Consider the following 23025-nt stretch of genomic DNA (forward strand, 5'->3'; position numbering starts at 1 on the left):
ACCTTTCACGAAAATCGGGCGTTAAGACTTAAGATAACTCTGGTAAGCGCCATCGCCCCAGGCAATTAGCTGATTGTTTTCAAACAGCAGAGGTGTACATTCATCCTGTGTGGTAAGGCCGTCAGCGCGAACGTGCTGGGTGCGATAGAACATCACCTGAATGGTAGTGCCAGATTCCATCTTTGCTTCAGTGATATCCGGAGAACCCAACAGAGCAAGCACTTCTTCCCGGGTTGAACCCAAGCGAAGTTTAGTGATCTGAACTTTGTTATATTCCTCTCTGTCTTGCCAATCCATATTTTCGGGCTTGTCCGGATAAAAAGACATGACCAAAAATACAAACAATGCATATGCGCCGACACCAAGAAAAACGAGCCTTGCAATCTTGCTATTCATCCTTCATCACTATGTTCCACTTTATGTGTACAGTGTACCTTAAAAGTGATAAGCGAAGGAACGACAAAATCGTAACAAACTTTAATAAATGTCACTCCCAAAAAGGCGGATTTACCTTAATTTAGTAAACTTTACTGCTTTGCTTCAATGACATAACAGGGCTCGTACTCAGCACCCGGTAGTTTCATACGTTGCTGATGGACAAACGATTCCAGTAGCATATCAATGCGTTTCATTAGCGCTGACTCACCACTCAATTTAAACGGCCCATGTTTCTTTATTTCTGCTATACCTTCGGCTTTTACGTTTCCGGCCACTATGCCTGAAAATACGTGCCGTAACGTTTTCGCCAGATCACTTGCAGGTTGATCAGATATCAGAGGAAGCGATGCCATAGAGCCATGAGTTGGAATAAAGGGAACCTGGAAGGCTTCTTCAATTTTTAATGACCAGTTAAAACTGAAAGCATCGCCCATGGCCCGGCGAAAGCTTTCCACTTTGTTCAACCCAGCCCGGAGTGTGCGCGCTACTTCGGGGGGATCGTCTATTATTATCTGATATTTTTCTTGTGCAGCTTTACCCAAGGTGGCGCCTACGAAATCATCAATAGCTTCAAAATAGGACTTCGATTCCAAAGGGCCTGTAAGTACAACGGGGAAAGGTTGCTGAGCGTTGCGCTCGTTCATTAAAATACCAAGTAAATACAGCAGTTCTTCTGCGGTACCGACGCCACCTGGAAATATAACAATACCATGGGCAAGCCGCACAAAAGCTTCCAAACGCTTTTCAATGTCAGGCATAATTATGAGTTCATTAACTATAGCGTTAGGAGGCTCTGCAGCAATAATACTGGGTTCCGAGATACCGATGTAGCGCCCTTTCTTGTAGCGCTGTTTGGCATGCCCGATAGCTGCTCCTTTCATTGGCCCCTTCATTGCGCCTGGTCCGCAACCGGTACATATGTTCATTTCCCGCAGGCCAAGTTGGTAGCCCACTTCTTTGGTATATTTATACTCGTGTTGTCTTATGGAGTGCCCGCCCCAGCACACAATAGTATTCAATTCATCATTGCCTTCCAGAGCCTGAGCATGCCTTAGCATATCAAATACCATATCCGTTATGGCATTGCTTTCAGTAGGGGCCTGCTGATGAACAAAAGCATATTTGTTACCCATGAAAAGCAGGTCGCGCAGCACGGCGAAAATATGCTCATGCACACCATTTAAGAGTTTACCATCAACAAAAGCGACTTCCGGAGGGTTAACCAATTCAATTTTAACCCCTCGTTCCCGACGGATAAGTCGAATATCAAAATCGTCGTAAGGGGCGAATAAAAGTTCAAAATTGTCTTCATCGACGCCGCTATTGAGCACCGCAAGGCAGCATCGTCTGAAAACATTGAACAGTTCGCTGTTAGTCGTGTCTTGTAATTTGGCAACCTCCACCTGGGACAGTTGACTCATCCAGCCTACCGGGTTTAACTGCACTTTGTTCATAGCTTGTGTCCTGGCAATGCCTAGTCTTGGCATTAATTTACTTCAACGCGATTCCGACCATTTTCCTTGGCCTTGTATAACAGCTGATCCGCTCGCTCAAAAACAGTTTGTTGTTCGTCGTTTTCACGTACTGATGTACCACCGAAGGAAGCTGTAATAGTGACTTTTTCACTCTTGAACTTAAAGGGTAAGCGGGCGAGGGAGGCACGCATTTCCTCTAAGCGGTGTGCGAGGGCATTTATGCTCGTTTTGGGAAGTATGATCACGAATTCTTCCCCTCCCCAGCGAGCAATAAATTCATCTTCTTCGAGTTGTTTCTTGAGATGTTGACCAACAGCTTGCAGTGTGCGATCGCCCGCCTGGTGACCAAACCTGTCATTAATCGACTTAAAATAGTCAATATCGACCACTGCTAAAGATAAGCTTTTTCCATTCTCACTGAACTTAGAAAAGCTTTTGGCAAAATGCTCATTGTAAGCCAGTCTGTTTGGTAGACGTGTCAGAGGATCGGTGTGGCTAAACGCGGTTTGCTCAGCGAGTTTACGTCGATACAGCTGAGTTTGCTTTTGCAATGCACTCATTTGTTGCTGCATGCCACTCAATAAAGACATCAACGCTTGTTGATCTTCATTATCCTCTGCTTTTTTATTTTTAACAGCGCTGGAAAGGGCATCTATTTTGGCTTTGGCTTCTGCTTTGAGTTTTTCTAAGGAATCAGATTCCCGTACAACCCCTTCCATATCATGAAGATGGACCTCAAATTCATCGTCGCGTTTTTTACGCGCCTCAAATGCCGACACAGAAGACTGAATACTGGTATCAACATCATCGCTAAGCCCGCCCAGTGCTCGATGAATGTGGTTTATCATTTTACCACTCAGTGACGCTTCCCGCATGGCATCGCTTACCACCATTCTGATAATAGCAATACACGCTTCGAGGAGCTCTTTTTCTGATAAGGGAGAAACCAGTTTAGTCTTTAAATCGGACAAACGCGCTTCTGCCTGCATCTTTCCGTCATAGCTATCTACAAGCTGTGTTAGTTCAGATTGGATTTCTCTGAATAACTTGTCTTGCATTTTTTCGTCGTCGTTTGATGGGGTTGCGGATTGGCTATTATCACTCTCAACGGGTTGAGGAGAAACCGAACCAAACAGTGTAATGGCTTTTATACACAACGACTGTAATTCAAATATATTTGAAATGGGCTGTTGAGCTGCCATGAGCAATTGAGCTGATTGCTTCTGAATCACCGGGTCAGACGCGAAAGCCTGTTGATGTTGCTTAACGGTTTTCTCGATAGTTTTGATACTGAGTTGTGCGTGTTTTTTTATGGATATATCAGCGTGCTGAATAAGGCCCTGAATTTTGTTGATACTCACCGTTGCCAAGGTGAAATCCGGTTTGCCCGACAGATGTCCGCGAAGTACTTTCAGTTCATTGTCGGTATCTGCTGATAAGCCTTCATAAAAAGCACTTAGCCGAATAATAAACGAAGAAAGCAACTCATTGAATCCGGATAGCGTTGCTATTTGTTTGTCGTTCATGATGCTCCTGACGAAAAAATAAAAGCTTAGGTGTTATTGACGCGCCACGCGAACATTTTTACCAGCTTGCTCAAAGTTAGAGCGAAAAGGATTAATGTCAAGGCCGCCGCGGCGAGTATACCGGGCAAAAACGGTCAGCTTTTCCGGTGAACAAAGCCGGTTGATATCACAGAAAATTCGTTCCACGCACTGTTCATGAAATTCATTGTGTTGGCGAAATGCAATGAGATATTTTAGCAGGGATGCATGATCAATCTTTGGCCCTGCATAGCGAATTTGTATGGACGCCCAATCAGGTTGGCTGGTAATAAGACAATTTGATTTTAACAAATGACTGACCAGCGTTTCTTCAACTAACTCAGTTCCAACACAGAGTAAGCTGCTATCTGGCGTGTAGCGGTCAACAGTAATATCCAGGTCATCAATGACTTCACCGGCTAACTCCGCCATAGTTAGAGAGGAAAAAGATGATGGCAATACAACGCTAACGGACACATGACTACCGGCACATCGGGATAAATCTTCATGAAGTACTTTTTCCACTTCCTCTGGTGATGCGAAAGCAGTCTGATTAAAGCTGTTGAGGTAAAGCTTAAATGACTTCGATTCAATAAGAGAAGGCGACGTGACGGGCACTCTGCATTCCAGTATGGCAACTTGTGGTTTACCTTTTTTATTTAACCAGGACAACTCATATCCGGTCCATATATCTTCGCCGGTAAAGGGCAGGTTCTCGTTATGAAGGGACAAGGTTTCACGGCTTAGGCTCCTTGGTACCGCTTGCAACAATGAAGGGCTATAGGCTGTTTCATATTCTACTGCCTTGCCCAAACTAAGGTGGGAAGGAATTTCGAAAGTTGTTTTGTCTGTCATTGTACTAACGAGTAACCTTAAAAACAGGGTGTTCCGATTCCTTTTTTATTGGAATCATTGAATAATTACCCTTAGTGTAAACCAAAAGGCGCCATAAATGACCCTTCATGTTCAACAAAGTTTAGATGTATTTATCGATAAATTCCTGAAATTAGGACAAGAAAAAAAGGAATTATTGCAAATTGAGTACGATGATGAATGGCCTTCTCCTTGTTATCAGGAGAAAGCAGAGAATGGAAAACCAGTACAGTGGCGGCCTGTGAAGCAATCTCCTGCTGGTACATTTGCAGATATGTCAGACGCGCTTTCTTTAAATATACATAGTGACTTTTGCGCATATTTTTCTTCTTACTACAGTTTTCATTTACCTGCGGTCGCCAGCCAGGGCGAATGTGAATTGCTTCAGGTCTGTAGCGAACAAGATTTTCTCAGGCTGCAGGAAAACTTGATCGGTCATGTCCTCATGAAACAACGTCTTAAACAGGCTCCCACCTTGTTTTTTGCCCTTACGCAGGACGATGATTACATAATTTCTTTAGAGAACCAGACGGGCGAAGTGGTTCTGGAGCGAGTAGGCAAAAACCCTGAATGTGTACTCGCTCCCAATCTGGCTGAATTCATTGCATCACTTGAGCCTCATTAACCCAGTACTATGTATGGGCCAGGTAAAAAATTGGCCCAACTTCACCCTTTGTCATTCGCCAAGCGTTGTTCTAAAATTTGTACCGCAGCCTCCAATTGTGCTATCCGTTTTTCAAGGGAAGCCATATCACTATTACTAGCTGCCATAGCAGGTTCCGAGACGGGTTTCTTACGGCTGCTGTTGTAGTTTTTTATCGCATCGATAGCCTGTGTAACTGATACCTTAAATGGGGCTTTATTCCTTAACAGCCCTACACTTGGAGTGACTCCGGCATTTTCCATTTGATGGCATATCATCACAAGCTTTTGAACAATATCTGAGTCTGACATAATTTATCCTGTAGCTGGCACACAGTAGTAGCCAGGTCATTTGATTATAAATTGGTTAAGAAAGCCAGATAATAGTAATTCTAACTAAAAAGTAGCGGTGCTACTTAGACCTGTTTTTTGATTTCCTTTTAAAAACATATAGTTAAAAGTTGGTCTGGAAGTTGATTAGCTTATTCCAAAATGACTAAAACTAAAATTTTGATCAAAGGAAACGAATATGAAACACGCCGTTATCGCCCTCGCTATGCTAGCCCCTTTAACACTGTCTGGTTGCGTTATTTCTGTGGGAGGAGATGATAGTCATTATTCTTCTGACTGGGAAGATCGGGAATACAACAACCGTAAACATGTGTCTCAGTTAGAAAATAACATGACCTACGAATCAGTCGTTCGAAAGATGGGCGTTGCCGACTTCAATGAGATGGTAGAGAAAAGCGGACATGCATACCGAATCTTGTTCTACCGCACTCAGCGGAAAATGGATGATGGCATGACAACAAAAGATGAATGCACGCCGCTGGTATTCAAGGATGGCATGTTAGTAGGGTGGGGCGATAGCGCTTATCAATACTTATAATATTAGTTAAATAGCGGGCTTGTATTATTTCGAGCCCGCTTTCCTTTCTTCTCGCTTTACTTTCCTGCTTCAACCTTTCACCCTCGGTTTCTCAGGTATTTCGACATTAGCCAAAAAAGCTGTTAACTTTGTTTTAACAATTTGGTTTGTAATTTGTACAGCTAATTATTTCTGCAATACTAACAATGATAAGTTAATTTCCCAGGGAGATACCGCAATGAGTAATGCTATCGATGAAAGGATAAAGCCTGAGAACATTCAAGCCATATTCCTTACCGCTGATGATCTCAAAGTAGCGGCATCTATTTTGTACAACGCATACTTCGACGACCCTTTGTTTATGGACATCTTTCAGGCGGAAAGAGAAGGGTATGAAGGACGGTTGCGCGCAGCCATCAGGGAAGAGCTCGATGCGTTTTGGGAAGCAGAACAGCCTATGGTGGGATTATTCGATAATACCCGCTTGCTTGCAGTCACGTGTTTGACCAAACCCAACAACGATTTTACCAGTGGAAGGTTCTGGCACTGGCGTTTGAAAATGCTGTTAACAGCTGGCTATTTCAGTACCAAAGCCATGGTAGAAAAAGAAGAGAAAATTCGAAATAGCATGCCAGCAGATGCTTATCACATGGTTTCTTTCATTGCGGTGCACCCGTCTCATCAGCATGTGGGTCTAGGGCATATTCTAATGAATGCAATTGACAGCATAGTCAACGAGGATAGTACTAGCGAAGGCGTGGGCGTATTCGTCAGCGTGCCCAAATATCTTCGCTTTTTCCAGGATGGTATGTATCAGCATATTACAACGCTAACCGTATCTAAGGTTAGCGGTGACATTTTGTTTAAACCTAAACCCCTTTCGTAATCTGGTATTGATGTACTGCACATTTAGCAGGATAAGCAGCCCTCGCGTTTAGTGGTCGTATTCAGGGCAGGCGAGTTCTGTCTGTTTGATCGTCGTAAAAATCAAATTTATGAAAGGAGCGTCGATCACATTTAACGTATATGATCTCATAATCAAAAATGTAATAAGGTAGCGACCGGATTAAATGCTTGTAAGACATGTCTTACAAACACGTGCGAAATAGTGACTAGTTTTATGACGTTTTTATTATACCAAAGTATAAAGCTATTGTTTTCATTATACTTTTTGCTTAGACGTTATTTTCACTATCGAGTTCCCCTCATTTTTTTTAAAAAAGTGTATCGCAAGAAATTTTAGCTCCCGTAATATTAATCATGTCACAGGGATACACGACGAGTCAGGAAGATTTGCAAGGAAGCCCAAAGGACAACCAAAGGATTGGAATGTCAGTTCAGGAAGAACTGATATCAAAGGACAAGGGAAAAGGGATGCGGCCAGGCAGGCTGCCAGGACAACTTCAGGAATGAAGCATACTGTCAGGGAGACAGTAAAAGGGACATAGGAAGCACCGGAGGTGCACTAGGACAACTCCAGGATTGGAGAATACCACAACAGGGATGGGTGGTTTACAGGATTAAGGGAAAGGGATGAGAGCCAGGAAGGTTCAACAGGACAACCTCAGGACTGAGGAATATCACACGTAGGATTGTGTGAGTTTCAAGGGATAAAAGGAAAGGGATCTACTCATGGACTCGGGTAGCCCGCTCAGGATGACGCGGGATTTAGATGGAAAGGGGCGTATAGGGATTTTTATCTGGACGGTGAAAGTCGCAAAGGAACGCTGAGACGGAAGCTCAAAATTTACAAAAAGCGGTGACACAGGTCACCGCTTTTTTGTTTGCGTCAGCTTCTTCTTGGTTTACCCACGATTTATACTCTGGCAGTCTTCGGTCTGTTACACCCGATATGGTGGCAACTGGGTGCGTAACACTTTTTTACCTATCAACACCATATCGCCGATATAGCGGTCTTCCCCATTTCCCGAAAACTCGAACTGAAATTCAGAATGCCAGTCTGGCTTTCCATATTTAAAAGTGAGCCTGGTCGACTTCCTTGCAAGCGTTAGCAATTGCAATTGGTGCATTTCGCAATAACGATTTATGTGTTGGTACGCAGATTCGGAAATACCTCGTATCCGCCAAAATTGAATGCCAATAAATCCTATTAAGAGGGTTAAAGAAAGTTCAGCTAAGGTCATTGTTGTGCGCCACCTTGCTGATTGAAAAGAAGGCCGAAAGCGCGGGCAAGAAGTTCACTCCGTTGAGGAGAACGCAGCACGTTCAACACACTCACTCTGATTGCGGGAATTTGCACCAGGTCGGAGAAGAAACCGGCAAATAGCTTGCCAGAAAATGCTTCCTTCTCATCTAACCTCGCTGCGTGTTCAAAAAATGTCACAAGATGCGCTTCACCCAATTGGTGATAATGTCTGCCAGCTATGACACTTAACGTGTTGATGTCCAATTGAGGAGTGGCCATAAGCGTTGTGAGTATATCCCTCACGACAGGATCTTTTTCCTGCGTAGTTACGGCCCGTAAACCCGCCAGAGCCAATGATGGCGAAGTCGTCATTGTTTCGGCTATAAATGTACGTAAAAACATCTTCAACGATGTGCTCAGATCAATATTTTCAAAACTCTCAAGCAGTGTTTTAGCAAAGTCGTGCTGAAACAGCTTAAGGTTTTTTTGTATCGTGTCGTCATATTGGCCATTGCTAACAGCAATAGAAAAATCAGCCACTGACTGAATAGAGAGCTGTCGCCAATCTGTTATTGCAGGCGCATTTATATATTGCTCTACAGCTGACACGCCCTCGCTTAACGGTAATGACAGATGTGCTTTGGTGATGGCACTAAATTGGGCCATTTGAGATTGAGGAGGAACAAACGAATAGGGGTTGTCAGGCAATGTTTCAGCTTTTTCACCTTCCACACTTTGTCCCAGTGCATCGACAATAATTTGTAAAAAATGGTTGCGGGCAGCAACGACCAGCAAACCGCGCTCATCCACGGGAAACTTCACAAACCAGATATAATGCTGTTTAACCGGCTTTCCAGACCAAAATACTATGGCAAACCACGCGTGTTGTTGTCTGGGGCGGGGGCAGGGAGCAAGACCGTTTTCTAAATCTAAAAAAGCTTGGGAATCCATTAAGTGGACGCCACGACCGAGATCGAAGAACTGGAAATTTGTCCCAGCATGGAGTAAAAACTCGCTGAGTGTAGTGATAGCGTGCTGATGACTGCCTGACATAAGCTATTTACGTCCGTAGCTGATAAAAGGCGTTATGATAGCGAGGTCGCTGGTATTTGACCACCGCATTCAGTGGCATGGTACTATATTGCTGTTCGGTGTTAGTGTACTGAGGGTTTATGGAATCTTACGTTAGGCTTGAGGGGCTATTAAGTCGCTTAGAAAATATATTAGTTCAAAGTGGTTTGTGGTCAGATGAAACGCCTGACGAAAAGGCGCTTAGTAGTCAACAGCCCTTCGCCTGTGACACACTTTTATTTGAACAGTGGCTACAGTTTATTTTTCTACCGCGAATGCGCTTGCTCGTTTCTCAGCGACTTTCTTTGCCCGGATCAATGGCGCTGCAACCCATGGCTGAAATTTATCATGCAGATAATGTTGATTTGCTGAAAGTGTTAGGAGAATTGGATAATACGGTTGGAGACAATGCAAAACAATGAGTGATGTCACTGAGCACATTACAGACGATGTGCGTATTTTGTATCAGGATGATTATCTCGTTGTGATGGATAAACCTCCGGGCCTTTTAGTACACCGAAGTCCCATAGATAAACGAGAGACTGAATTTGCTGTGCAGAAATTAAGAGATGTGGTGGGTCGACATGTCTTTCCCGTTCACCGCCTGGACAGGCCTACTTCAGGTGTACTGGTTTTCGCCTTCGACGGGCCAACTGCCAGTAAAATGGGACAAGCCATGATGGCTAAACAAGTCGCTAAGGAATACATGGCACTGACCAGAGGATGGCTCAAGGGAACTGGGCTCATTGATTATGCACTGCGCTTTAAAGCAGACAAATACGCTGATGCCAATAGAGTAAAACCTGTTGAACCGCAAGATGCATCAACTGAATACAGCGCCGTCACGAACTACAGGCTGCCTTTTTCTGTGGGACGATATTCCGAGGCGCGCTATACCCTGGTGAAATTACGCCCCTTTACTGGCCGCAAGCATCAGTTGCGCAGGCATCTTGTACATTTGCGTCATCCCATCATTGGTGATACGACCCACGGGGACGGTAAACAAAACAAATTTGCCAGGGAAGAATTGGGATTTCGACATCTGGCCTTATCCTGTACAGGTATGACATTTAATCACCCTATAACAAACGAAGTTTTGTCTGTTCGTACACAGCCACACAAGGATTTTGCTCGTTTGTTGGCTGATATTGCAAGCTATTCTGTTGAGTTTAAAACATAGAAGGTAAGAGGTTGAAATGGCGGGAGTAAAGATATTAGTGGGTAGTGTGTATGGCAATGCGCAACACGCTGCAGAAATGGCTGAAGAAGTGCTGGCCAAAGAGGGTATCGATTGCGAGGTGTGCGAAGATCCTCAATTGACTGACGTTACCGAAGCCGACGGAGTCTTGGTCATTACCTCAACAACCGGACAAGGCGACATTCCACCTAATCTAGAAATGTTGTTTTTAGATCTAAAAGAACAATTTCCAGTGCTGGATGGCAAACCCTTTGCAGTAGCGGGGTTAGGAGACAGTAGTTATGGTGATACCTATTGCGCAGCTGGGAAACAGTGGTTTGAGTTATTGACTGAATTGCAGGGAAAACCGCTGGCAGCACTGTTGGAAGTGGATGCGATGGAGTGTTTTGAGCCGGAAAAGCCAGTGACCGAGTTTATAGAGACTGTTAAGCACAATTTTGCGTGACAATAAGCGCGAACTTCTGTTCGCGCTTACCAATTTAAAAACGCGTTATTCAACGCCACGCAACAAGGCGTTGATACCCACTTTTGCACGGGTTTTCGCATCTACTTTCTTCACAATTACCGCAGCATAGAGGCTGTGTGAACCGTCTTTACTAGGCAGAGAACCAGACACGACAACAGAGCCTGCTGGTACACGACCGTAGGTCACTTCGCCAGTTTCACGGTCGTAAATCCGGGTGCTTTGAGATATATAAACACCCATTGAAATTACAGCGCCTTCTTCAACGATCACGCCTTCAACAATTTCTGAACGGGCACCAATGAAGCAGTTGTCCTCGATGATTGTCGGGTTGGCTTGCAAAGGTTCCAGAACACCACCTATACCTACGCCTCCGGAGAGGTGAACATTTTTACCAATTTGCGCACAAGAGCCAACGGTTGCCCATGTGTCGACCATGGTACCTTCGTCGACAAATGCACCAATGTTTACGTAGGAAGGCATGACGACCACATTTTTTCCTACATAAGAACCAGTACGAACTGCTGCTGGTGGCACAACACGCACGCCATCTGCTGCAAACTGCTCTGCTGTGTAATCAGTGTATTTCAGAGGGACTTTGTCAAAATACTGCGTCTCCCCGCCATCGATTATGTCGTTATTGTGCAAGCGGAAAAACAATAATACCGCTTTTTTCAACCATTGGTGAACAACCCATTCACCTGCGATCTTTTCTGCAACTCTGGCTTTGCCGCTGTTGAGGAGATCTATAGCTTCGGCAACCGCTTTTCTCACTTCATCCGGGGCTGAAGAAGGCGATAAGGCATCGCGGTTTTCAAAGGCGTCTTCAATAATGGCTTTTAAATCATTCATGATATGTTGATGTCTTCAAGTTGGTCTAGTTTAAACAGTATGCGCTTTTTCAAGCTAACCTGTTGTTCGTGGGTTAATGCTTTGCCAGCTTCATTGCTGACGATAAAAATATCTTCTGCTCTCTCGCCAATGGTCGCAATTTTAGCCAATTTCAGCACTGCGTGCTCGTCAACAAATGCATGACCTATTTTGGCTAGTATGCCTGGTGCGTCGAGAGCTTCAAGTTCGATAAGGGTGCTCTCTTCGTTTAATGAAAAGAACCGAACTTTCGTTGGCACATCCAGTTGTCGCATTTGCCGGGGAAGTTTTCGTTTATTATCATGAGAGCGTCCGGGTTTTGCTAATTGTTCAACAATTGCTTGTTCAAGGCTACGGGTGCGATTTTCTGCATTCAGACGGCTTCCGTCATTTTCCAAAACAAGTATGCTATCGAATACAAACCCATCGCGGGTGATAGTGACATGTGCATCGTGAATTGAACAATTACGGCTATCAATCACCGACGCAACCTGAGCAAAGAGAGCTTTTCTGTCACGGCCATATATAAGTATTTCCGTGCCACCTTTCGCGCTGTTGTCGTTAGCCTTAACTACAAGTGCATCTGGGTTGTCTTTTAATACTGTGGCTGAGCCTTCCAATATTTCCTTGGTATGCCAGGCAATTTGAGCGGGTTTAAAGCGCGCAAAGTAATCGTCATCAAGTCGGTGCCACAGGGTTTGTGCATGCTCTTCGCTGATCCCCTGGGCGTCTAAAATTAACCTGGCGGTTTGTTTGTGTTCTTTTACACGTTCGTCCATGGTGACCTGACATTGCAGGCCATTATCCAGTGCCTTCTGTGTCATCAGGTATAACTCCCTGAGTAGCGAAGACTTCCAGTCATTCCACAGATTGTCATTGGTGGCTCGAATATCAGCCAGGGTCAGAACATACAGCAGATTTAAGTGTGTATGACTTCGGACAATGGTGGCAAATTCATTAATCACATCCGGATCGTATATATCCCTGCGCTGGGCAACCACAGACATTAATAAGTGATTCTCCACCAACCAGGTTATAAGCGCAGTGTCGGCATCGGACAAATTATGCTGTTTACCAAATTTCGCCACATCCAAAGCCCCAAGCTCAGAATGATCACCGCCACGGCCCTTGGCAATATCGTGGAAAACGGCAGCAATATAAATGATTTCAGGTCTGTCCAGATTTCTTACGATACGCCCGCAGCGGGGAAATTCGATATTTTCAGGCTGGAAATAATGATTGACGTTTTTGACAACGCGATGGGTATGTTCATCCACCGTGTAGGCATGGAACAAGTCAAACTGCATCATGCCGACGATTTTATCCCATTCCGGCAGATAACATTCGAGAATGCCGTACTCATGCATTATGTCCCAGCCAAAATCGAAAAAGTGAGGATGGCGGAACAGCACCATCAGGCGTTCTCTGCAACCCTGGCGCTCAACATAGTAGTTATTTTCGAAGCGACGTCTGGCATTTCGCAACTGCCGAATTGTATCTGTATCGAGGCCTTTTACGGAGGGCGTGTCCGCCACGACCTTCAGAAAATCGAGAATGTCTTCAGGCGTATCAAATACGTTCTTGCTAAGAGGGGAAATCATGCCATCAGTAAGCTGAAACTTCTCGTTTACAGGAACTTCGCTTTTGACGCCTTGATTGAGCATATCGTACTTAAATCGCTGCAGTAGCATTTTATTGAGCTCTGAAACTCGACGAATGATGCGGAAAAAGTCGCGCATCATTTTCTCTACCGAGGCTTTACCGTCTGCGCCATAGCCCATTCGCTCAGCAACATCGGGTTGATAATCAAACAATAAGCGGTTTTCTGAACGGCCAGCCACCAGGTGAAGGGCGAAGCGCATTTTCCACAAATGCATCCGACAAGCGATAAGCTCACCGTGTTCTTCTTCGGTAAAGTACCCATGACCGACGAGATTGAACCCATCGTATTCTTTGAAGTGCTTTTTAGCCACCCAGCCGATAGATTGGATGTCTCTTAAACCGCCTGGATTTTCTTTGATGTTGGGCTCGAGGTTGTAAGCTGTCCCATTAAATTTCGCGTGTCTGGCTTTCTGTTCATCATACTTTGCCTTGAAGAAATCTTTTGATGACACAGCTTTCTTACTGTTGAGTTTTTCCCACAGTTCTTCAAATACAGCTAAATCGCCAATGAGCAGACGACTTTCTACAAGGTTAGTGGCAATGGTGATATCTTCCTTTGCCAGTTGTAAGGTTTCTTTCACCGTGCGAACAGACTGGCCGACATCAAGTTTGATATCCCAGAGTAAGGTGATAAATTCGCCGATTTTTTCCTGGGTAGGTTTATCGAGTGCTCTTCTACTAACGATGAGAAGGTCAATATCTGAATATGGCTGAAGATGGCCTCTTCCATAACCACCGACCGGGCAAAGGGCAAGCCCGGGTACAGTATCAAGATTCATAAGTTGCCAGATATGAGACAACAGAGCATCAATGAATTTTGCGCGACCAAGTACGAGTTGGCCAACTGCCACTGAGCCAAAAGACGATGCCAGCCATTGATAGCTATTGGCAATACATTGTTTGATGCCAGTAATGTCTTGCGCTGAAGTAATGTTTTCAGCTTCTTCTATCAGTCTTTCTAAACTCAAAATTTGCCTTCTCAACTGCACAAGGTAAAAAACCCTAGCACAATAACATGGATCAGCAATGAGGGCATTATTCCAGAAAAATAAATATGTACGAAAAAGTGAATAACTAGTCGAAAAAGTTATACTTCAGGGAGAGCGCAGACAGTCTCGTAAACTGTCTGCGTAAACAATTAGTGGCTAATGATTCTGGGAAGATCTTCTTCTTCACGGAGGGTTAGTACTTCAACACCGGTTTCGGTAACAAGTAAAGTGTGTTCCCACTGGGCACTAAGGCTTCGGTCTTTCGTGACTACTGTCCACTGATCGGGGAGTAATTTAGAATAGCGTTTACCAGCATTAACCATTGGCTCGATAGTAAAGCACATACCAGGCACCAGTTCTTCACCAGTACCCGGGCGTCCGTAGTGAACAATTTGTGGTTCTTCGTGAAAACTTGAACCAATACCATGCCCACAATATTCCCGAACAATAGAATAATTATGCGATTCAGCGTGAGTTTGACAAAGGTGGCCGATATCTCCTAGGCGCATGCCCGGTTTAACTTGCTTAATGGTATTGTACAAGCATTCCTGGGTCACACGCACCAACCTTTCAGCGAGAATACTGGGTTTACCAACAATAAACATTTTAGATGTATCGCCGTGATACCCATCTTTGATGACAGTGACGTCTATATTGATGATATCCCCGTCTTTAAGCTTTTTATCTGACGGAATACCATGGCAGATACAGTGATTTACTGATGTACAAATAGATTTTGGAAAAGGTGGGTGCCCGTAGTTTAATGGCGCCGGGATTGCATCTTGCACATTGACAATATAGTCATGGCAAAGGGTGTTTAACTCATCAGTAGTTACGCCTTTTTTAACGTAAGGCGTAATCATAGTGAGCACGTCAGCAGCAAGTTTTCCTGCTACGCGCATTTTTTCAATTTCTTCAGCGGTTTTAATGATAGCTGCCACTGTATCCTCGATATTCTGAACTTTTGCAAATACACATCGTGTTAAGCGCGTCGTCGCGCCAGCCACAAAGCACAATTTATACTATGTTAACGGTTGAAGGACCTACTGTATAGTCGCGATCGATAAAGGAGCTATAAACTTGAGCTGTTGCGCGACTTATGATATAAAGCGCCCGCGTTTAACAACCCTTGATATGTTCATTGCGAAATGTCTTGTGGTCTGAACGTAAATATATCTTTAAATAACACACATATACCGACACTTGTCATCGGGGTGTCTGCCAGTCTTAGCGCTGTGTGGATCGATGCAAGGGGTATATGGAGGCCTAACCCCAAGAGGAAAATATTATGGCTAACGTATCAATGCGTGACATGCTGAAAGCCGGTGTGCATTTCGGTCACCAAACCCGTTACTGGAACCCTAAGATGAAGCCTTTCATCTTTGGTGCGCGTAACAAGGTTCATATCATTAACCTGGAAAAAACAGTTCCACTGTTTAACGAAGCAATGAGCTACTTGTCTGGTGTTGCTTCTAAGAAAGGTAAAATCCTGTTTGTTGGCACTAAGCGTGCAGCTGGTGAAGCTGTTAAAGACGCGGCAGTGAAGTGCGATCAGTTTTATGTGAACAAGCGCTGGTTAGGCGGTATGTTGACTAACTGGAAAACAGTTCGTCAATCGATCAAACGTCTGAAAGAACTTGAGCAACAAGCACAAGACGGCACGTTTGAAAAACTGACTAAGAAAGAAGCACTGATGTTGCAACGTGAAATGGACAAGCTGGAAAGCAGCTTGGGCGGTATCAAAAACATGGGCGGTTTGCCTGACGTTATCTTTGTTATCGATGCTGATCACGAGCACATTGCTGTAACTGAAGCACGTAACCTGGGCATTCCTGTAGTTGGTGTTGTAGATACTAACTCTAACCCAGATGGCGTTGATTTCATCATCCCAGGTAACGATGATGCAATCCGTGCTATTCAACTGTATCTTGATGCAGCTGCTGATGCAGTAAACACAGGTCGCGAAAGCAACCTGGAAGTTCAGGCTGAACAAGACGACTTCGTAGAAGCCGCTGAGTAATCAGACCTGTCTGGTGACAGTGGTTATGACATTGACATGCCACTGTCATCAAAAAAAACGAATATCTCTAGAAGGGGCCCAAAGCCCCTTTTACCTTAATAAATGTTTAATGCTGAGGAATTGAAAAATGGCAGTGACTGCAGCACTTGTTAAAGAACTGCGTGAGCGTACCGGCGCAGGTATGATGGATTGTAAAAAAGCGCTGGTTGAGACCGATGGTGACATCGAACTAGCCATCGAGAATATGCGTAAATCTGGTCAGGCAAAAGCCGCCAAGAAAGCAGGCCGTATCGCTGCTGAAGGTGTTATCCTGACTAAGGTTGAAGGCAATCGCGCTACCATGATGGAAGTAAACTGTGAAACTGACTTTGTTGCCCGTGACGAAGGTTTCCTGAGCTTCGGCAATCAGGTTCTGGCTGTTGCTTACAACGAAAACGTTAATGATATCGACGCACTGAACGATGCAGAACTTGACGGCGTAAAAATCGCCACTGTTCGTGACAATCTGGTATCTAAGATTGGTGAAAACATTTCTCCTCGTCGTGTTATCAACGTTGAAGGTGACAACTTAGGTGCATACGTGCACGGTGGTCGTATTGGCGTAGTTGCAATTCTTAATGGCGGTGACGAAGAGCTGGCTAAAGATGTGGCAATGCACGTAGCTGCCGCTAGCCCTCAATTCGTTAAGCCTGACGACGTTCCTGCTGAAGTTGTTGAAAAAGAGAAAGAAATTCAGGTTGAGTTGGCTATCCAATCTGGTAAGCCTGCGGATATCGCTGAGAAGATGGTTGCTGGTCGCATGAAGAAATTCACCGGCGAAATCAGCCTGACTGGTCAGCCTTTCGTTAAAGATCCTTCCATGTCTGTTGGTGAATTGCTGAAGAGCAAAGGTGCTGACGTAATCAACTTCATTCGTTTTGAAGTTGGTGAAGGTATCGAGAAGAAAACTGAAGATTTCGCAGCAGAAGTTGCCGCTCAAATGGAAGCAGCGAAGAAATAATTCAGCGTTTCGCTTTTTCATTCGGCCAATGTCGGATACACTACAGAGCACCTCTTCGGAGGTGCTTTTTTATAAGCTGGGTATGCATTTTACCGCGTAACAAACCCATATTCGTAAAGAGTCGATTTGCTTCATTTTTTGTGGCGTAGTACACGGGCGAAATATGAGGCAAGCCGAATTCAGAAGGATAATTCAAACAATGAGTATCACACCAAAATCAGCCTATCGTCGTATTTTGTTAAAACTCAGCGGAGAGGCGTTAATGGGCGCTGAGGGCTTTGGTATCGACCCCAAAGTGTTAGACCGCATGGCCCAGGAAATAAAAGAACTGGTAGAATTGGGCGTACAAGTGGGGCTTGTTATTGGCGGCGGTAACTTATTTCGCGGCGAAGGCCTGGCAAAAGCAGGTATGAATCGAGTCGTGGGTGACCATATGGGTATGCTTGCCACGGTAATGAATGGTTTGGCAATGCGAGATGCGTTGCACCGTGCATACGTCAATGCCCGTTTGATGTCGGCAATTCCTCTGAACGGTGTATGTGATGCATATAATTGGGCTGAAGCTATCAGCTTGTTGAAATCCGGACGCGTGGTAATTTTTTCTGCCGGTACGGGTAATCCGTTTTTTACAACCGACTCTGCTGCGTGTTTACGAGGCATTGAAATTGAAGCCGATGCTGTACTTAAAGCCACCAAGGTTGACGGTGTATTTAACGACGATCCGGTGAAAAACCCTGAAGCAACTATGTATCCTCAATTGTCTTATCAGGAAGTACTCGAGAAAGAGCTCAAGGTGATGGATTTGTCTGCCTTTACACTTGCCCGTGACCACAGTTTGCCAATTCGCGTATTTAACATGAATAAGCCAGGTTGCCTTAAACGCGTAGTGATGGGTGAAACCGAAGGCACGTTAATCGACCATCCCGAAAATTTTAAGTAATAAAGAATAGGAATATATTTGTGATTGATGAAATTGAATTGGATGCGCGTGAGCGTATGGAAAAGAGCATCAGTGCATTAAAAAGTCAGTTGAGCAAAATCCGCACAGGGCGTGCGCACCCTAGTTTGCTTGATGGCATTATGGTCCCATACTACGGTGTTGATACGCCGTTGAAGCAAGTCGCCAACGTAGTGGCGGAAGACAGTCGTACCCTGGCACTAACCGTTTTCGATAAAAGCGCCATTCAAGCGGTAGAAAAAGCCATTATGCAGTCTGATTTGGGGTTGAACCCGATGAGTGCCGGCGCAGCAATCCGCATTCCTTTACCACCGCTAACTGAAGAGCGTCGTAAAGACCTTATTCGTGTCGTTCGCAATGAAGCGGAAGGTGGTCGTGTTGCTATCCGCAATATTCGTCGCGACGCCAATAGTGACGTGAAAGAACTGTTAAAAGAAAAAGAAATCAGCGAAGACGAGAGTCGTGCAGCGGAAGAAAATATTCAGTCTCTTACCAATGATTTCATCAAAAAAGTGGATGCCATGCTGGCAGACAAAGAAAAAGAACTTATGGAAGTGTAAGCAGATACTATGTTAGGAAAGCGGTCTAACAAAGCGTCAGTTGAAGTTGAATCCCCGGAAAATGTGCCGGGGCCTCAACATGTAGCGATCATCATGGATGGGAATGGTCGCTGGGCGCAAAAGAAAGGTAAAATCAGAACGTTTGGTCACAAGGCCGGCGTCGAGTCAGTTCGCGCCGTCGTTCGGTTTGCCAGACAAAATGAGATTAAATCATTAACGCTCTTCGCTTTTTCCAGTGAAAATTGGAAACGTCCCGAAGAAGAAGTATCTGTGTTAATGGAGCTGTTCAATCTTGTTTTAAATAACGAAGCGAAGCGCCTGCATAAGAATGGTGTTCGATTAAAAGTTATTGGTGATGTCTCTGCGTTTGACGATAAATTGAAGGAAAAGATTCGCAAAGCGGAAGAGATGACAGCGGAAAACCAGGCATTGGTACTTAACATCGCAGCAAATTACGGCGGACGTTGGGACATTGTCAACGCTGCGCAGCAAGTGGCAAGCGAAGCGGTCTCAGGCGCAGTCTCCATTGATGATATCAATGAAACGCTCTTCAATAGTAAGATGTCCACGGCTGAATTGCCGGAGTTGGATTTACTTATTCGCACTGGTGGAGAGCATCGTATCAGTAATTTCCTACTTTGGCAGTGTGCCTATGCTGAGTTGTTTTTCACTGATGTTTTATGGCCTGACTTTTCAGAAAATGTATTCCAAGAGGCCGTGGATGATTTCAAACGGCGTCAGCGTCGCTTTGGATTGACAGGCGAACAGGTAGACGTTAACGCAAAATAAGTGGCCCTGTAGGGGGAGCTTATTTTGCTTCAAGGAGCACTACGCCCATTATGCTAAAACAACGAATAATAACAGCATTAATCCTCGCGCCACTCGCGCTCATTGCCATTCTTTTTCTTCCTGTGTGGTGGTTTGAACTAGCTATTGCTGGTGTCGTTGGCTTGGGTGCTTATGAGTGGGCGAATATGTCAGGCGTGGGTCCACGTCCTCAGAAGGGCGTATTTGCCTTCTGCGTGTTTGCAATCTGTATTGTCTTATCATCAATTGTAGACGCTGACCTCATCTGGTACCAAGGCCAACTTCACGGACTGTACCACTTTATTTTGGGCGTCTCTGTCGCGTGGTGGATAGCTTCACTGTGTATGATCATTGCTTACCCCAAATACAGTGGATTCTGGAAAAATAATAACGCTATAAGAATGGTATTTGGCGTGCTAACCCTGGTGCCTACGTGGGTAGCCGTTATCAGCTTACGTACCAGCCTCCACGATGTAGACCCGCTATATGGCTCATCGCTAATTTTCTATGTACTGGGTATTGTGTGGGCAGCTGATATTGGTGCTTTCTTTGTTGGCGTGAAGTTTGGTCGCCACAAATTGCGACCTAATGTTTCGCCGGGTAAAACCCTTGAGGGGTTGCTAGGTGGCGTCGCAGCCTCTTTCGCTATCATTGCGTTTGCCGCACTACACTATCAGGTTGCACCTTCGCGAATTTGGTTGCATCTTCTCATAGGCGGTATAACCGTGGCAGTCTCAGCATTGGGAGACCTGAACGAAAGTATGTTAAAACGCTGTGCTGGCATAAAAGACAGTGGCAAGTTACTGCCAGGCCACGGTGGTATTCTGGACCGCATTGATAGCCTGACCGCAGCGTTTCCTATTTTTGCGTTTTGCTACGTAACCTGGATGGCATAATGCAAACCGTTACCGTACTTGGTGCAACAGGCTCCATTGGTTGTAGTACCATTGATGTGTTGCAACGCCATCCTGATCGTTACCGGGTTTTTGCGCTAACAGGCAATAATCAGTTAGAGAAACTGATGGAGCAAGCTAAGGCTTGTTCTCCGCGTTATGTGGTTGTTGCCGATGAAAGCCGTTATCACGATGCAGTCTCCCTCGCTGACGAGTGGGGCGTTACGTCCGAAATTCTATGTGGCGTGAAAGCCCTTGAAGAGGTCAGTAGTGATGCCCAGGTCACTACTGTAATGGCCGCTATAGTTGGTGCAGCCGGTCTGCTACCCACACTGGCTGCTGTGAAAGCCGGTAAGCGGGTACTACTGGCGAATAAAGAAGCACTGGTAATGTCTGGAGAGCTCTTCATTGATGCCGCTAATCAGTCGGGTGCTGAAATTCTACCCATTGACAGTGAGCACAACGCCATATTTCAGTGTCTTCCGGATAATTTTTGCTATGGTCAGTTTGCAGCATCCGGTATTCATCAGATTTTGCTTACCGGATCTGGGGGACCTTTCAGAACCCGCGAGTTAAATACACTCTCACAGGTTACTGTAGACGAGGCATGTTCACATCCCAATTGGTCTATGGGACGAAAAATAACAGTAGATTCCGCCACAATGATGAATAAGGGCCTGGAATTTATCGAAGCCTGTTGGCTATTCGGTGCGACGGCAAAAGATATTACCGTGGTGCTGCATCCTCAAAGTGTTGTCCATTCTATGGTGCAGTACACCGATGGTTCAGTGATAGCACAGATGGGGAACCCGGATATGCGAACGCCCATCGCTTATGGTCTGGCCTGGCCTGAACGTATTGATGCTGGCGTAGCGCCATTGGATTTCGCAACGATGGCAGATTTATCATTCGATTCCCCTTGTTATCAGCGATATCCCAATCTCAAGCTTGCTATTGATGCCTGTGAAGCGGGTCAAGCAGCAACAACACGCTTGAACGCTGCCAATGAAGTGGCTGTTGCCGCCTTCCTGGAAGGGCAGATATCATTTACTCAGATTGCAGAAGTTAATCAGGAAACCTTAGAACAAATGGAAAGCGCAGTGGTTTCATCGCTTCAACAAATCCTTGAGGAAGATAAGAATGCTCGTCATGTGGCACTCAACATAATCAGAGGGCGCAAATAGTGATGATGTTTTTACAAAGTCTGGTGGCGTTCATTGTCGCTTTGGGCATATTGGTGGCAGTACATGAATGGGGACACTTTATTGTTGCTCGGTGGTGCGGTGTTCATGTAGAGCGCTTTTCAATAGGCTTTGGTAAGCCCTTTTGGACAAGAGTAGATAAAAAAGGTACAGAGTTTGCCATTGCAGCCATTCCACTTGGTGGGTATGTGCGGATGCTGGACGAGCGTATCGACGACGTACCCGACTACAAACGGCATCTGGCGTTTAACAATAAACCAGTACTTCAGCGCATGGCGATTATCGTTGCTGGCCCAGCCGTGAATTTTATTTTTGCCGTGTTAGCGCTTTTTTTAATGTTTTTAATCGGCCAGGAAACTGTAAAGCCGGTTGTCGGTGAAATAAAACCTGCTAGTATCGCTTCGGCTGCCCAATTAGAGGCAGGGGTGGAAATAGTAGAAATTGGCGGTCATAACACGCCTGACTGGGAGTCGGTGAATTTGGAGCTGGTGTCTGCAATAGGTGGTGATTCTGTCGATATTGTGGTGCGCAACGACCAAAAATTGACCCGTCAGGTAACATTAGATATTAACAACTGGAACTTTGACCCAGATAAAGAGTCTGCTTTAAACAGCCTGGGAATTGTGCCATTCCGACCAGCGATAACGTTGGAGGTGGCTATCGTCTCTGAAAACAGTCCAGCTTCCATGGCGGGTATCCAACAGGGGGATGTGCTACGAGCGATTAACGACGAACCAATTGAAAGCTGGTTGTCGTTGGTTGAGCGAATTCAGGATATGCCGGGCCAGGATGTACAATTTATGGTTTCACGGGATGGACAAGAGCGTGTGATTGATGTCACTATCGCTCGCCGTGATACACCTGAGGGACAACGCGGGTTTCTCGGCGTTAGCCCGCTGCAGGAGGCTTGGCCCGATGGGTACTTGTTTACGCATCAATATGGTCCAGTTGATGCGATGCAAAGGGCTTTGGCAAAAACCGGGCGCTTAACCGTCGTTAGTATTGATATGTTAGGCAAGCTGCTAACCGGAGATGTGTCGTTGAATAACCTCAGTGGCCCGATTTCCATTGCACAGGGAGCTGGGGCCAGTGCGAGCTACGGAGTAGCCTATTTTTTGAGCTTTTTAGCGTTGATAAGTGTGAGTTTGGGCATTATCAACCTACTGCCAATTCCTATGTTAGACGGCGGTCATCTGTTGTTTTTTACAGTGGAGTGGCTAACCGGTAAGCCAGTACCTGAAGGGGTGCAGGAGTGGGGATTTAAAATTGGTGGTGCGTTACTTTTCACAATGATGAGTATCGCCATTTTTAACGATATAAGTCGTGTCACCGGGTAACTGGTTTCC

Annotated in this window: 24 protein-coding genes; 14 read left to right on the plus strand and 10 right to left on the minus strand. The window is 45.2% G+C overall.

Going from position 1 to position 23025, the window contains the following annotated elements; genetic code table 11:
* Positions 1–21 precede the first annotated feature (21 nt).
* The 4 genes from ACXACM_RS09125 to queF all read right to left on the minus strand — a co-directional run bounded on the left by ACXACM_RS09125 (position 22) and on the right by queF (position 4312).
* The gene (locus tag ACXACM_RS09125) at positions 22–396 is read right to left on the minus strand and encodes a DUF3192 domain-containing protein (RefSeq protein ID WP_474821239.1); all 375 of its coding nucleotides are present in this window, start codon (positions 394–396) and stop codon (positions 22–24) included.
* A gap of 131 nt (positions 397–527) precedes the next feature.
* Positions 528–1892 (minus strand): nucleotide 5'-monophosphate nucleosidase PpnN, encoded by a 1365-nt coding sequence (ppnN, locus tag ACXACM_RS09130; RefSeq protein WP_474821241.1) that lies wholly within the window; start codon positions 1890–1892, stop codon positions 528–530.
* Positions 1893–1924: 32 nt separating this feature from the next.
* Positions 1925–3439, minus strand: a complete 1515-nt coding sequence (locus ACXACM_RS09135; RefSeq protein WP_474821242.1) for a GGDEF domain-containing protein — start codon at positions 3437–3439, stop codon at positions 1925–1927.
* A 33-nt stretch (positions 3440–3472) separates the two neighbouring features.
* The gene (gene queF / locus ACXACM_RS09140; protein WP_474821243.1) at positions 3473–4312 is read right to left on the minus strand and encodes an NADPH-dependent 7-cyano-7-deazaguanine reductase QueF; all 840 of its coding nucleotides are present in this window, start codon (positions 4310–4312) and stop codon (positions 3473–3475) included.
* A gap of 97 nt (positions 4313–4409) precedes the next feature.
* On the opposite strand from queF, the gene syd reads away from it, so the two are divergent.
* Positions 4410–4955 (plus strand): SecY-interacting protein, encoded by a 546-nt coding sequence (syd, locus tag ACXACM_RS09145; protein ID WP_474821244.1) that lies wholly within the window; start codon positions 4410–4412, stop codon positions 4953–4955.
* 41 nt (positions 4956–4996) lie between these two features.
* Here syd and ACXACM_RS09150 read toward each other — a convergent pair whose 3' ends face one another.
* Complete coding sequence (locus ACXACM_RS09150) at positions 4997–5284, minus strand: hypothetical protein (protein WP_474821245.1); 288 nt, start codon at positions 5282–5284, stop codon at positions 4997–4999.
* A gap of 217 nt (positions 5285–5501) precedes the next feature.
* Here ACXACM_RS09150 and ACXACM_RS09155 point away from each other — a divergent pair, with 217 nt between their 5' ends.
* Together ACXACM_RS09155 and ACXACM_RS09160 are read left to right on the plus strand one after the other, a co-directional pair.
* The gene (locus tag ACXACM_RS09155) at positions 5502–5861 is read left to right on the plus strand and encodes a DUF3192 domain-containing protein (protein WP_474821246.1); all 360 of its coding nucleotides are present in this window, start codon (positions 5502–5504) and stop codon (positions 5859–5861) included.
* A 217-nt stretch (positions 5862–6078) separates the two neighbouring features.
* Positions 6079–6726: a GNAT family N-acetyltransferase gene (locus tag ACXACM_RS09160; RefSeq protein WP_474821247.1), complete on the plus strand. Its 648-nt coding sequence runs from the start codon at positions 6079–6081 to the stop codon at positions 6724–6726.
* Positions 6727–7681: 955 nt separating this feature from the next.
* Here the strand turns inward: ACXACM_RS09160 and ACXACM_RS09165 are convergent.
* Positions 7682–7984, minus strand: coding sequence for a DUF3301 domain-containing protein (locus ACXACM_RS09165; RefSeq protein ID WP_474821248.1), 303 nt, complete (start codon positions 7982–7984; stop codon positions 7682–7684).
* Entirely contained in the window at positions 7981–9039 is a 1059-nt protein-coding gene (locus ACXACM_RS09170; protein WP_474821250.1) for a DUF3549 family protein, read from the minus strand. The genes ACXACM_RS09165 and ACXACM_RS09170 overlap by 4 nt, the downstream gene beginning before the upstream one ends.
* Positions 9040–9158: 119 nt before the next feature.
* On the opposite strand from ACXACM_RS09170, the gene ACXACM_RS09175 reads away from it, so the two are divergent.
* From ACXACM_RS09175 to ACXACM_RS09185, 3 genes are read left to right on the plus strand one after another with little or no spacing between them, the layout of a single operon-like run.
* Positions 9159–9479 carry a YqcC family protein gene (locus ACXACM_RS09175; protein ID WP_474821251.1) on the plus strand — a complete coding sequence of 107 codons (321 nt, stop codon included), beginning with the start codon at positions 9159–9161 and terminating at the stop codon, positions 9477–9479.
* Positions 9476–10237 carry a pseudouridine synthase gene (locus tag ACXACM_RS09180; protein ID WP_474821253.1) on the plus strand — a complete coding sequence of 254 codons (762 nt, stop codon included), beginning with the start codon at positions 9476–9478 and terminating at the stop codon, positions 10235–10237. The genes ACXACM_RS09175 and ACXACM_RS09180 overlap by 4 nt, the downstream gene beginning before the upstream one ends.
* 16 nt (positions 10238–10253) lie before the next feature.
* Positions 10254–10700: a flavodoxin domain-containing protein gene (locus tag ACXACM_RS09185; RefSeq protein WP_474821254.1), complete on the plus strand. Its 447-nt coding sequence runs from the start codon at positions 10254–10256 to the stop codon at positions 10698–10700.
* Positions 10701–10745: 45 nt separating this feature from the next.
* On the opposite strand, the gene dapD is transcribed toward ACXACM_RS09185, so the two are convergent.
* From dapD to map, 3 genes are all read right to left on the minus strand, one after another.
* On the minus strand, positions 10746–11570 hold the full coding sequence (gene dapD / locus ACXACM_RS09190; RefSeq protein WP_474821255.1) for a 2,3,4,5-tetrahydropyridine-2,6-dicarboxylate N-succinyltransferase: 825 nt from the start codon (positions 11568–11570) through the stop codon (positions 10746–10748).
* Positions 11567–14218, minus strand: coding sequence for a [protein-PII] uridylyltransferase (glnD, locus tag ACXACM_RS09195; protein ID WP_474821256.1), 2652 nt, complete (start codon positions 14216–14218; stop codon positions 11567–11569). Before glnD ends, dapD begins: the two co-directional genes overlap by 4 nt.
* Positions 14219–14388: 170 nt before the next feature.
* Positions 14389–15180 carry a type I methionyl aminopeptidase gene (gene map, locus ACXACM_RS09200; protein ID WP_474821257.1) on the minus strand — a complete coding sequence of 264 codons (792 nt, stop codon included), beginning with the start codon at positions 15178–15180 and terminating at the stop codon, positions 14389–14391.
* Positions 15181–15527: 347 nt separating this feature from the next.
* Between map and rpsB the strand changes: the two genes are divergently transcribed.
* The 8 genes from rpsB to rseP all read left to right on the plus strand — a co-directional run bounded on the left by rpsB (position 15528) and on the right by rseP (position 23016).
* Positions 15528–16259: a 30S ribosomal protein S2 gene (rpsB, locus tag ACXACM_RS09205; protein ID WP_474821259.1), complete on the plus strand. Its 732-nt coding sequence runs from the start codon at positions 15528–15530 to the stop codon at positions 16257–16259.
* A gap of 127 nt (positions 16260–16386) precedes the next feature.
* Complete coding sequence (gene tsf / locus ACXACM_RS09210) at positions 16387–17259, plus strand: translation elongation factor Ts (RefSeq protein ID WP_474821260.1); 873 nt, start codon at positions 16387–16389, stop codon at positions 17257–17259.
* A 199-nt stretch (positions 17260–17458) separates the two neighbouring features.
* Entirely contained in the window at positions 17459–18199 is a 741-nt protein-coding gene (gene pyrH, locus ACXACM_RS09215; RefSeq protein ID WP_474821261.1) for a UMP kinase, read from the plus strand.
* A 20-nt stretch (positions 18200–18219) separates the two neighbouring features.
* Positions 18220–18777, plus strand: coding sequence for a ribosome recycling factor (gene frr, locus ACXACM_RS09220; RefSeq protein ID WP_216025690.1), 558 nt, complete (start codon positions 18220–18222; stop codon positions 18775–18777).
* 9 nt (positions 18778–18786) lie between these two features.
* Positions 18787–19566 (plus strand): polyprenyl diphosphate synthase, encoded by a 780-nt coding sequence (uppS, locus tag ACXACM_RS09225; protein WP_474821263.1) that lies wholly within the window; start codon positions 18787–18789, stop codon positions 19564–19566.
* A gap of 50 nt (positions 19567–19616) precedes the next feature.
* Positions 19617–20480 (plus strand): phosphatidate cytidylyltransferase, encoded by an 864-nt coding sequence (locus tag ACXACM_RS09230; protein WP_474821265.1) that lies wholly within the window; start codon positions 19617–19619, stop codon positions 20478–20480.
* Positions 20480–21661: a 1-deoxy-D-xylulose-5-phosphate reductoisomerase gene (gene ispC, locus ACXACM_RS09235; protein WP_474821266.1), complete on the plus strand. Its 1182-nt coding sequence runs from the start codon at positions 20480–20482 to the stop codon at positions 21659–21661. Before ACXACM_RS09230 ends, ispC begins: the two co-directional genes overlap by 1 nt.
* The gene (gene rseP / locus ACXACM_RS09240) at positions 21661–23016 is read left to right on the plus strand and encodes a sigma E protease regulator RseP (protein ID WP_474821268.1); all 1356 of its coding nucleotides are present in this window, start codon (positions 21661–21663) and stop codon (positions 23014–23016) included. Before ispC ends, rseP begins: the two co-directional genes overlap by 1 nt.
* Positions 23017–23025 lie beyond the last annotated feature (9 nt).

The organism is Alteromonas sp. AWQ4_252, assembly GCF_056158205.1.

What these genes read in the sequence shown, in the direction of transcription:
- ACXACM_RS09125 (WP_474821239.1), bottom strand. Translation starts at nt 396, where the DNA reads ATGAATAGCAAGATTGCAAGGCTCGTTTTTCTTGGTGTCGGCGCATAT.
- ppnN (WP_474821241.1), bottom strand. Translation starts at nt 1,892, where the DNA reads ATGAACAAAGTGCAGTTAAACCCGGTAGGCTGGATGAGTCAACTGTCC.
- ACXACM_RS09135 (WP_474821242.1), bottom strand. Translation starts at nt 3,439, where the DNA reads ATGAACGACAAACAAATAGCAACGCTATCCGGATTCAATGAGTTGCTT.
- queF (WP_474821243.1), bottom strand. Translation starts at nt 4,312, where the DNA reads ATGACAGACAAAACAACTTTCGAAATTCCTTCCCACCTTAGTTTGGGC.
- syd (WP_474821244.1), top strand. Translation starts at nt 4,410, where the DNA reads ATGACCCTTCATGTTCAACAAAGTTTAGATGTATTTATCGATAAATTC.
- ACXACM_RS09150 (WP_474821245.1), bottom strand. Translation starts at nt 5,284, where the DNA reads ATGTCAGACTCAGATATTGTTCAAAAGCTTGTGATGATATGCCATCAA.
- ACXACM_RS09155 (WP_474821246.1), top strand. Translation starts at nt 5,502, where the DNA reads ATGAAACACGCCGTTATCGCCCTCGCTATGCTAGCCCCTTTAACACTG.
- ACXACM_RS09160 (WP_474821247.1), top strand. Translation starts at nt 6,079, where the DNA reads ATGAGTAATGCTATCGATGAAAGGATAAAGCCTGAGAACATTCAAGCC.
- ACXACM_RS09165 (WP_474821248.1), bottom strand. Translation starts at nt 7,984, where the DNA reads ATGACCTTAGCTGAACTTTCTTTAACCCTCTTAATAGGATTTATTGGC.
- ACXACM_RS09170 (WP_474821250.1), bottom strand. Translation starts at nt 9,039, where the DNA reads ATGTCAGGCAGTCATCAGCACGCTATCACTACACTCAGCGAGTTTTTA.
- ACXACM_RS09175 (WP_474821251.1), top strand. Translation starts at nt 9,159, where the DNA reads ATGGAATCTTACGTTAGGCTTGAGGGGCTATTAAGTCGCTTAGAAAAT.
- ACXACM_RS09180 (WP_474821253.1), top strand. Translation starts at nt 9,476, where the DNA reads ATGAGTGATGTCACTGAGCACATTACAGACGATGTGCGTATTTTGTAT.
- ACXACM_RS09185 (WP_474821254.1), top strand. Translation starts at nt 10,254, where the DNA reads ATGGCGGGAGTAAAGATATTAGTGGGTAGTGTGTATGGCAATGCGCAA.
- dapD (WP_474821255.1), bottom strand. Translation starts at nt 11,570, where the DNA reads ATGAATGATTTAAAAGCCATTATTGAAGACGCCTTTGAAAACCGCGAT.
- rpsB (WP_474821259.1), top strand. Translation starts at nt 15,528, where the DNA reads ATGGCTAACGTATCAATGCGTGACATGCTGAAAGCCGGTGTGCATTTC.
- tsf (WP_474821260.1), top strand. Translation starts at nt 16,387, where the DNA reads ATGGCAGTGACTGCAGCACTTGTTAAAGAACTGCGTGAGCGTACCGGC.
- pyrH (WP_474821261.1), top strand. Translation starts at nt 17,459, where the DNA reads ATGAGTATCACACCAAAATCAGCCTATCGTCGTATTTTGTTAAAACTC.
- uppS (WP_474821263.1), top strand. Translation starts at nt 18,787, where the DNA reads ATGTTAGGAAAGCGGTCTAACAAAGCGTCAGTTGAAGTTGAATCCCCG.
- ACXACM_RS09230 (WP_474821265.1), top strand. Translation starts at nt 19,617, where the DNA reads ATGCTAAAACAACGAATAATAACAGCATTAATCCTCGCGCCACTCGCG.
- ispC (WP_474821266.1), top strand. Translation starts at nt 20,480, where the DNA reads ATGCAAACCGTTACCGTACTTGGTGCAACAGGCTCCATTGGTTGTAGT.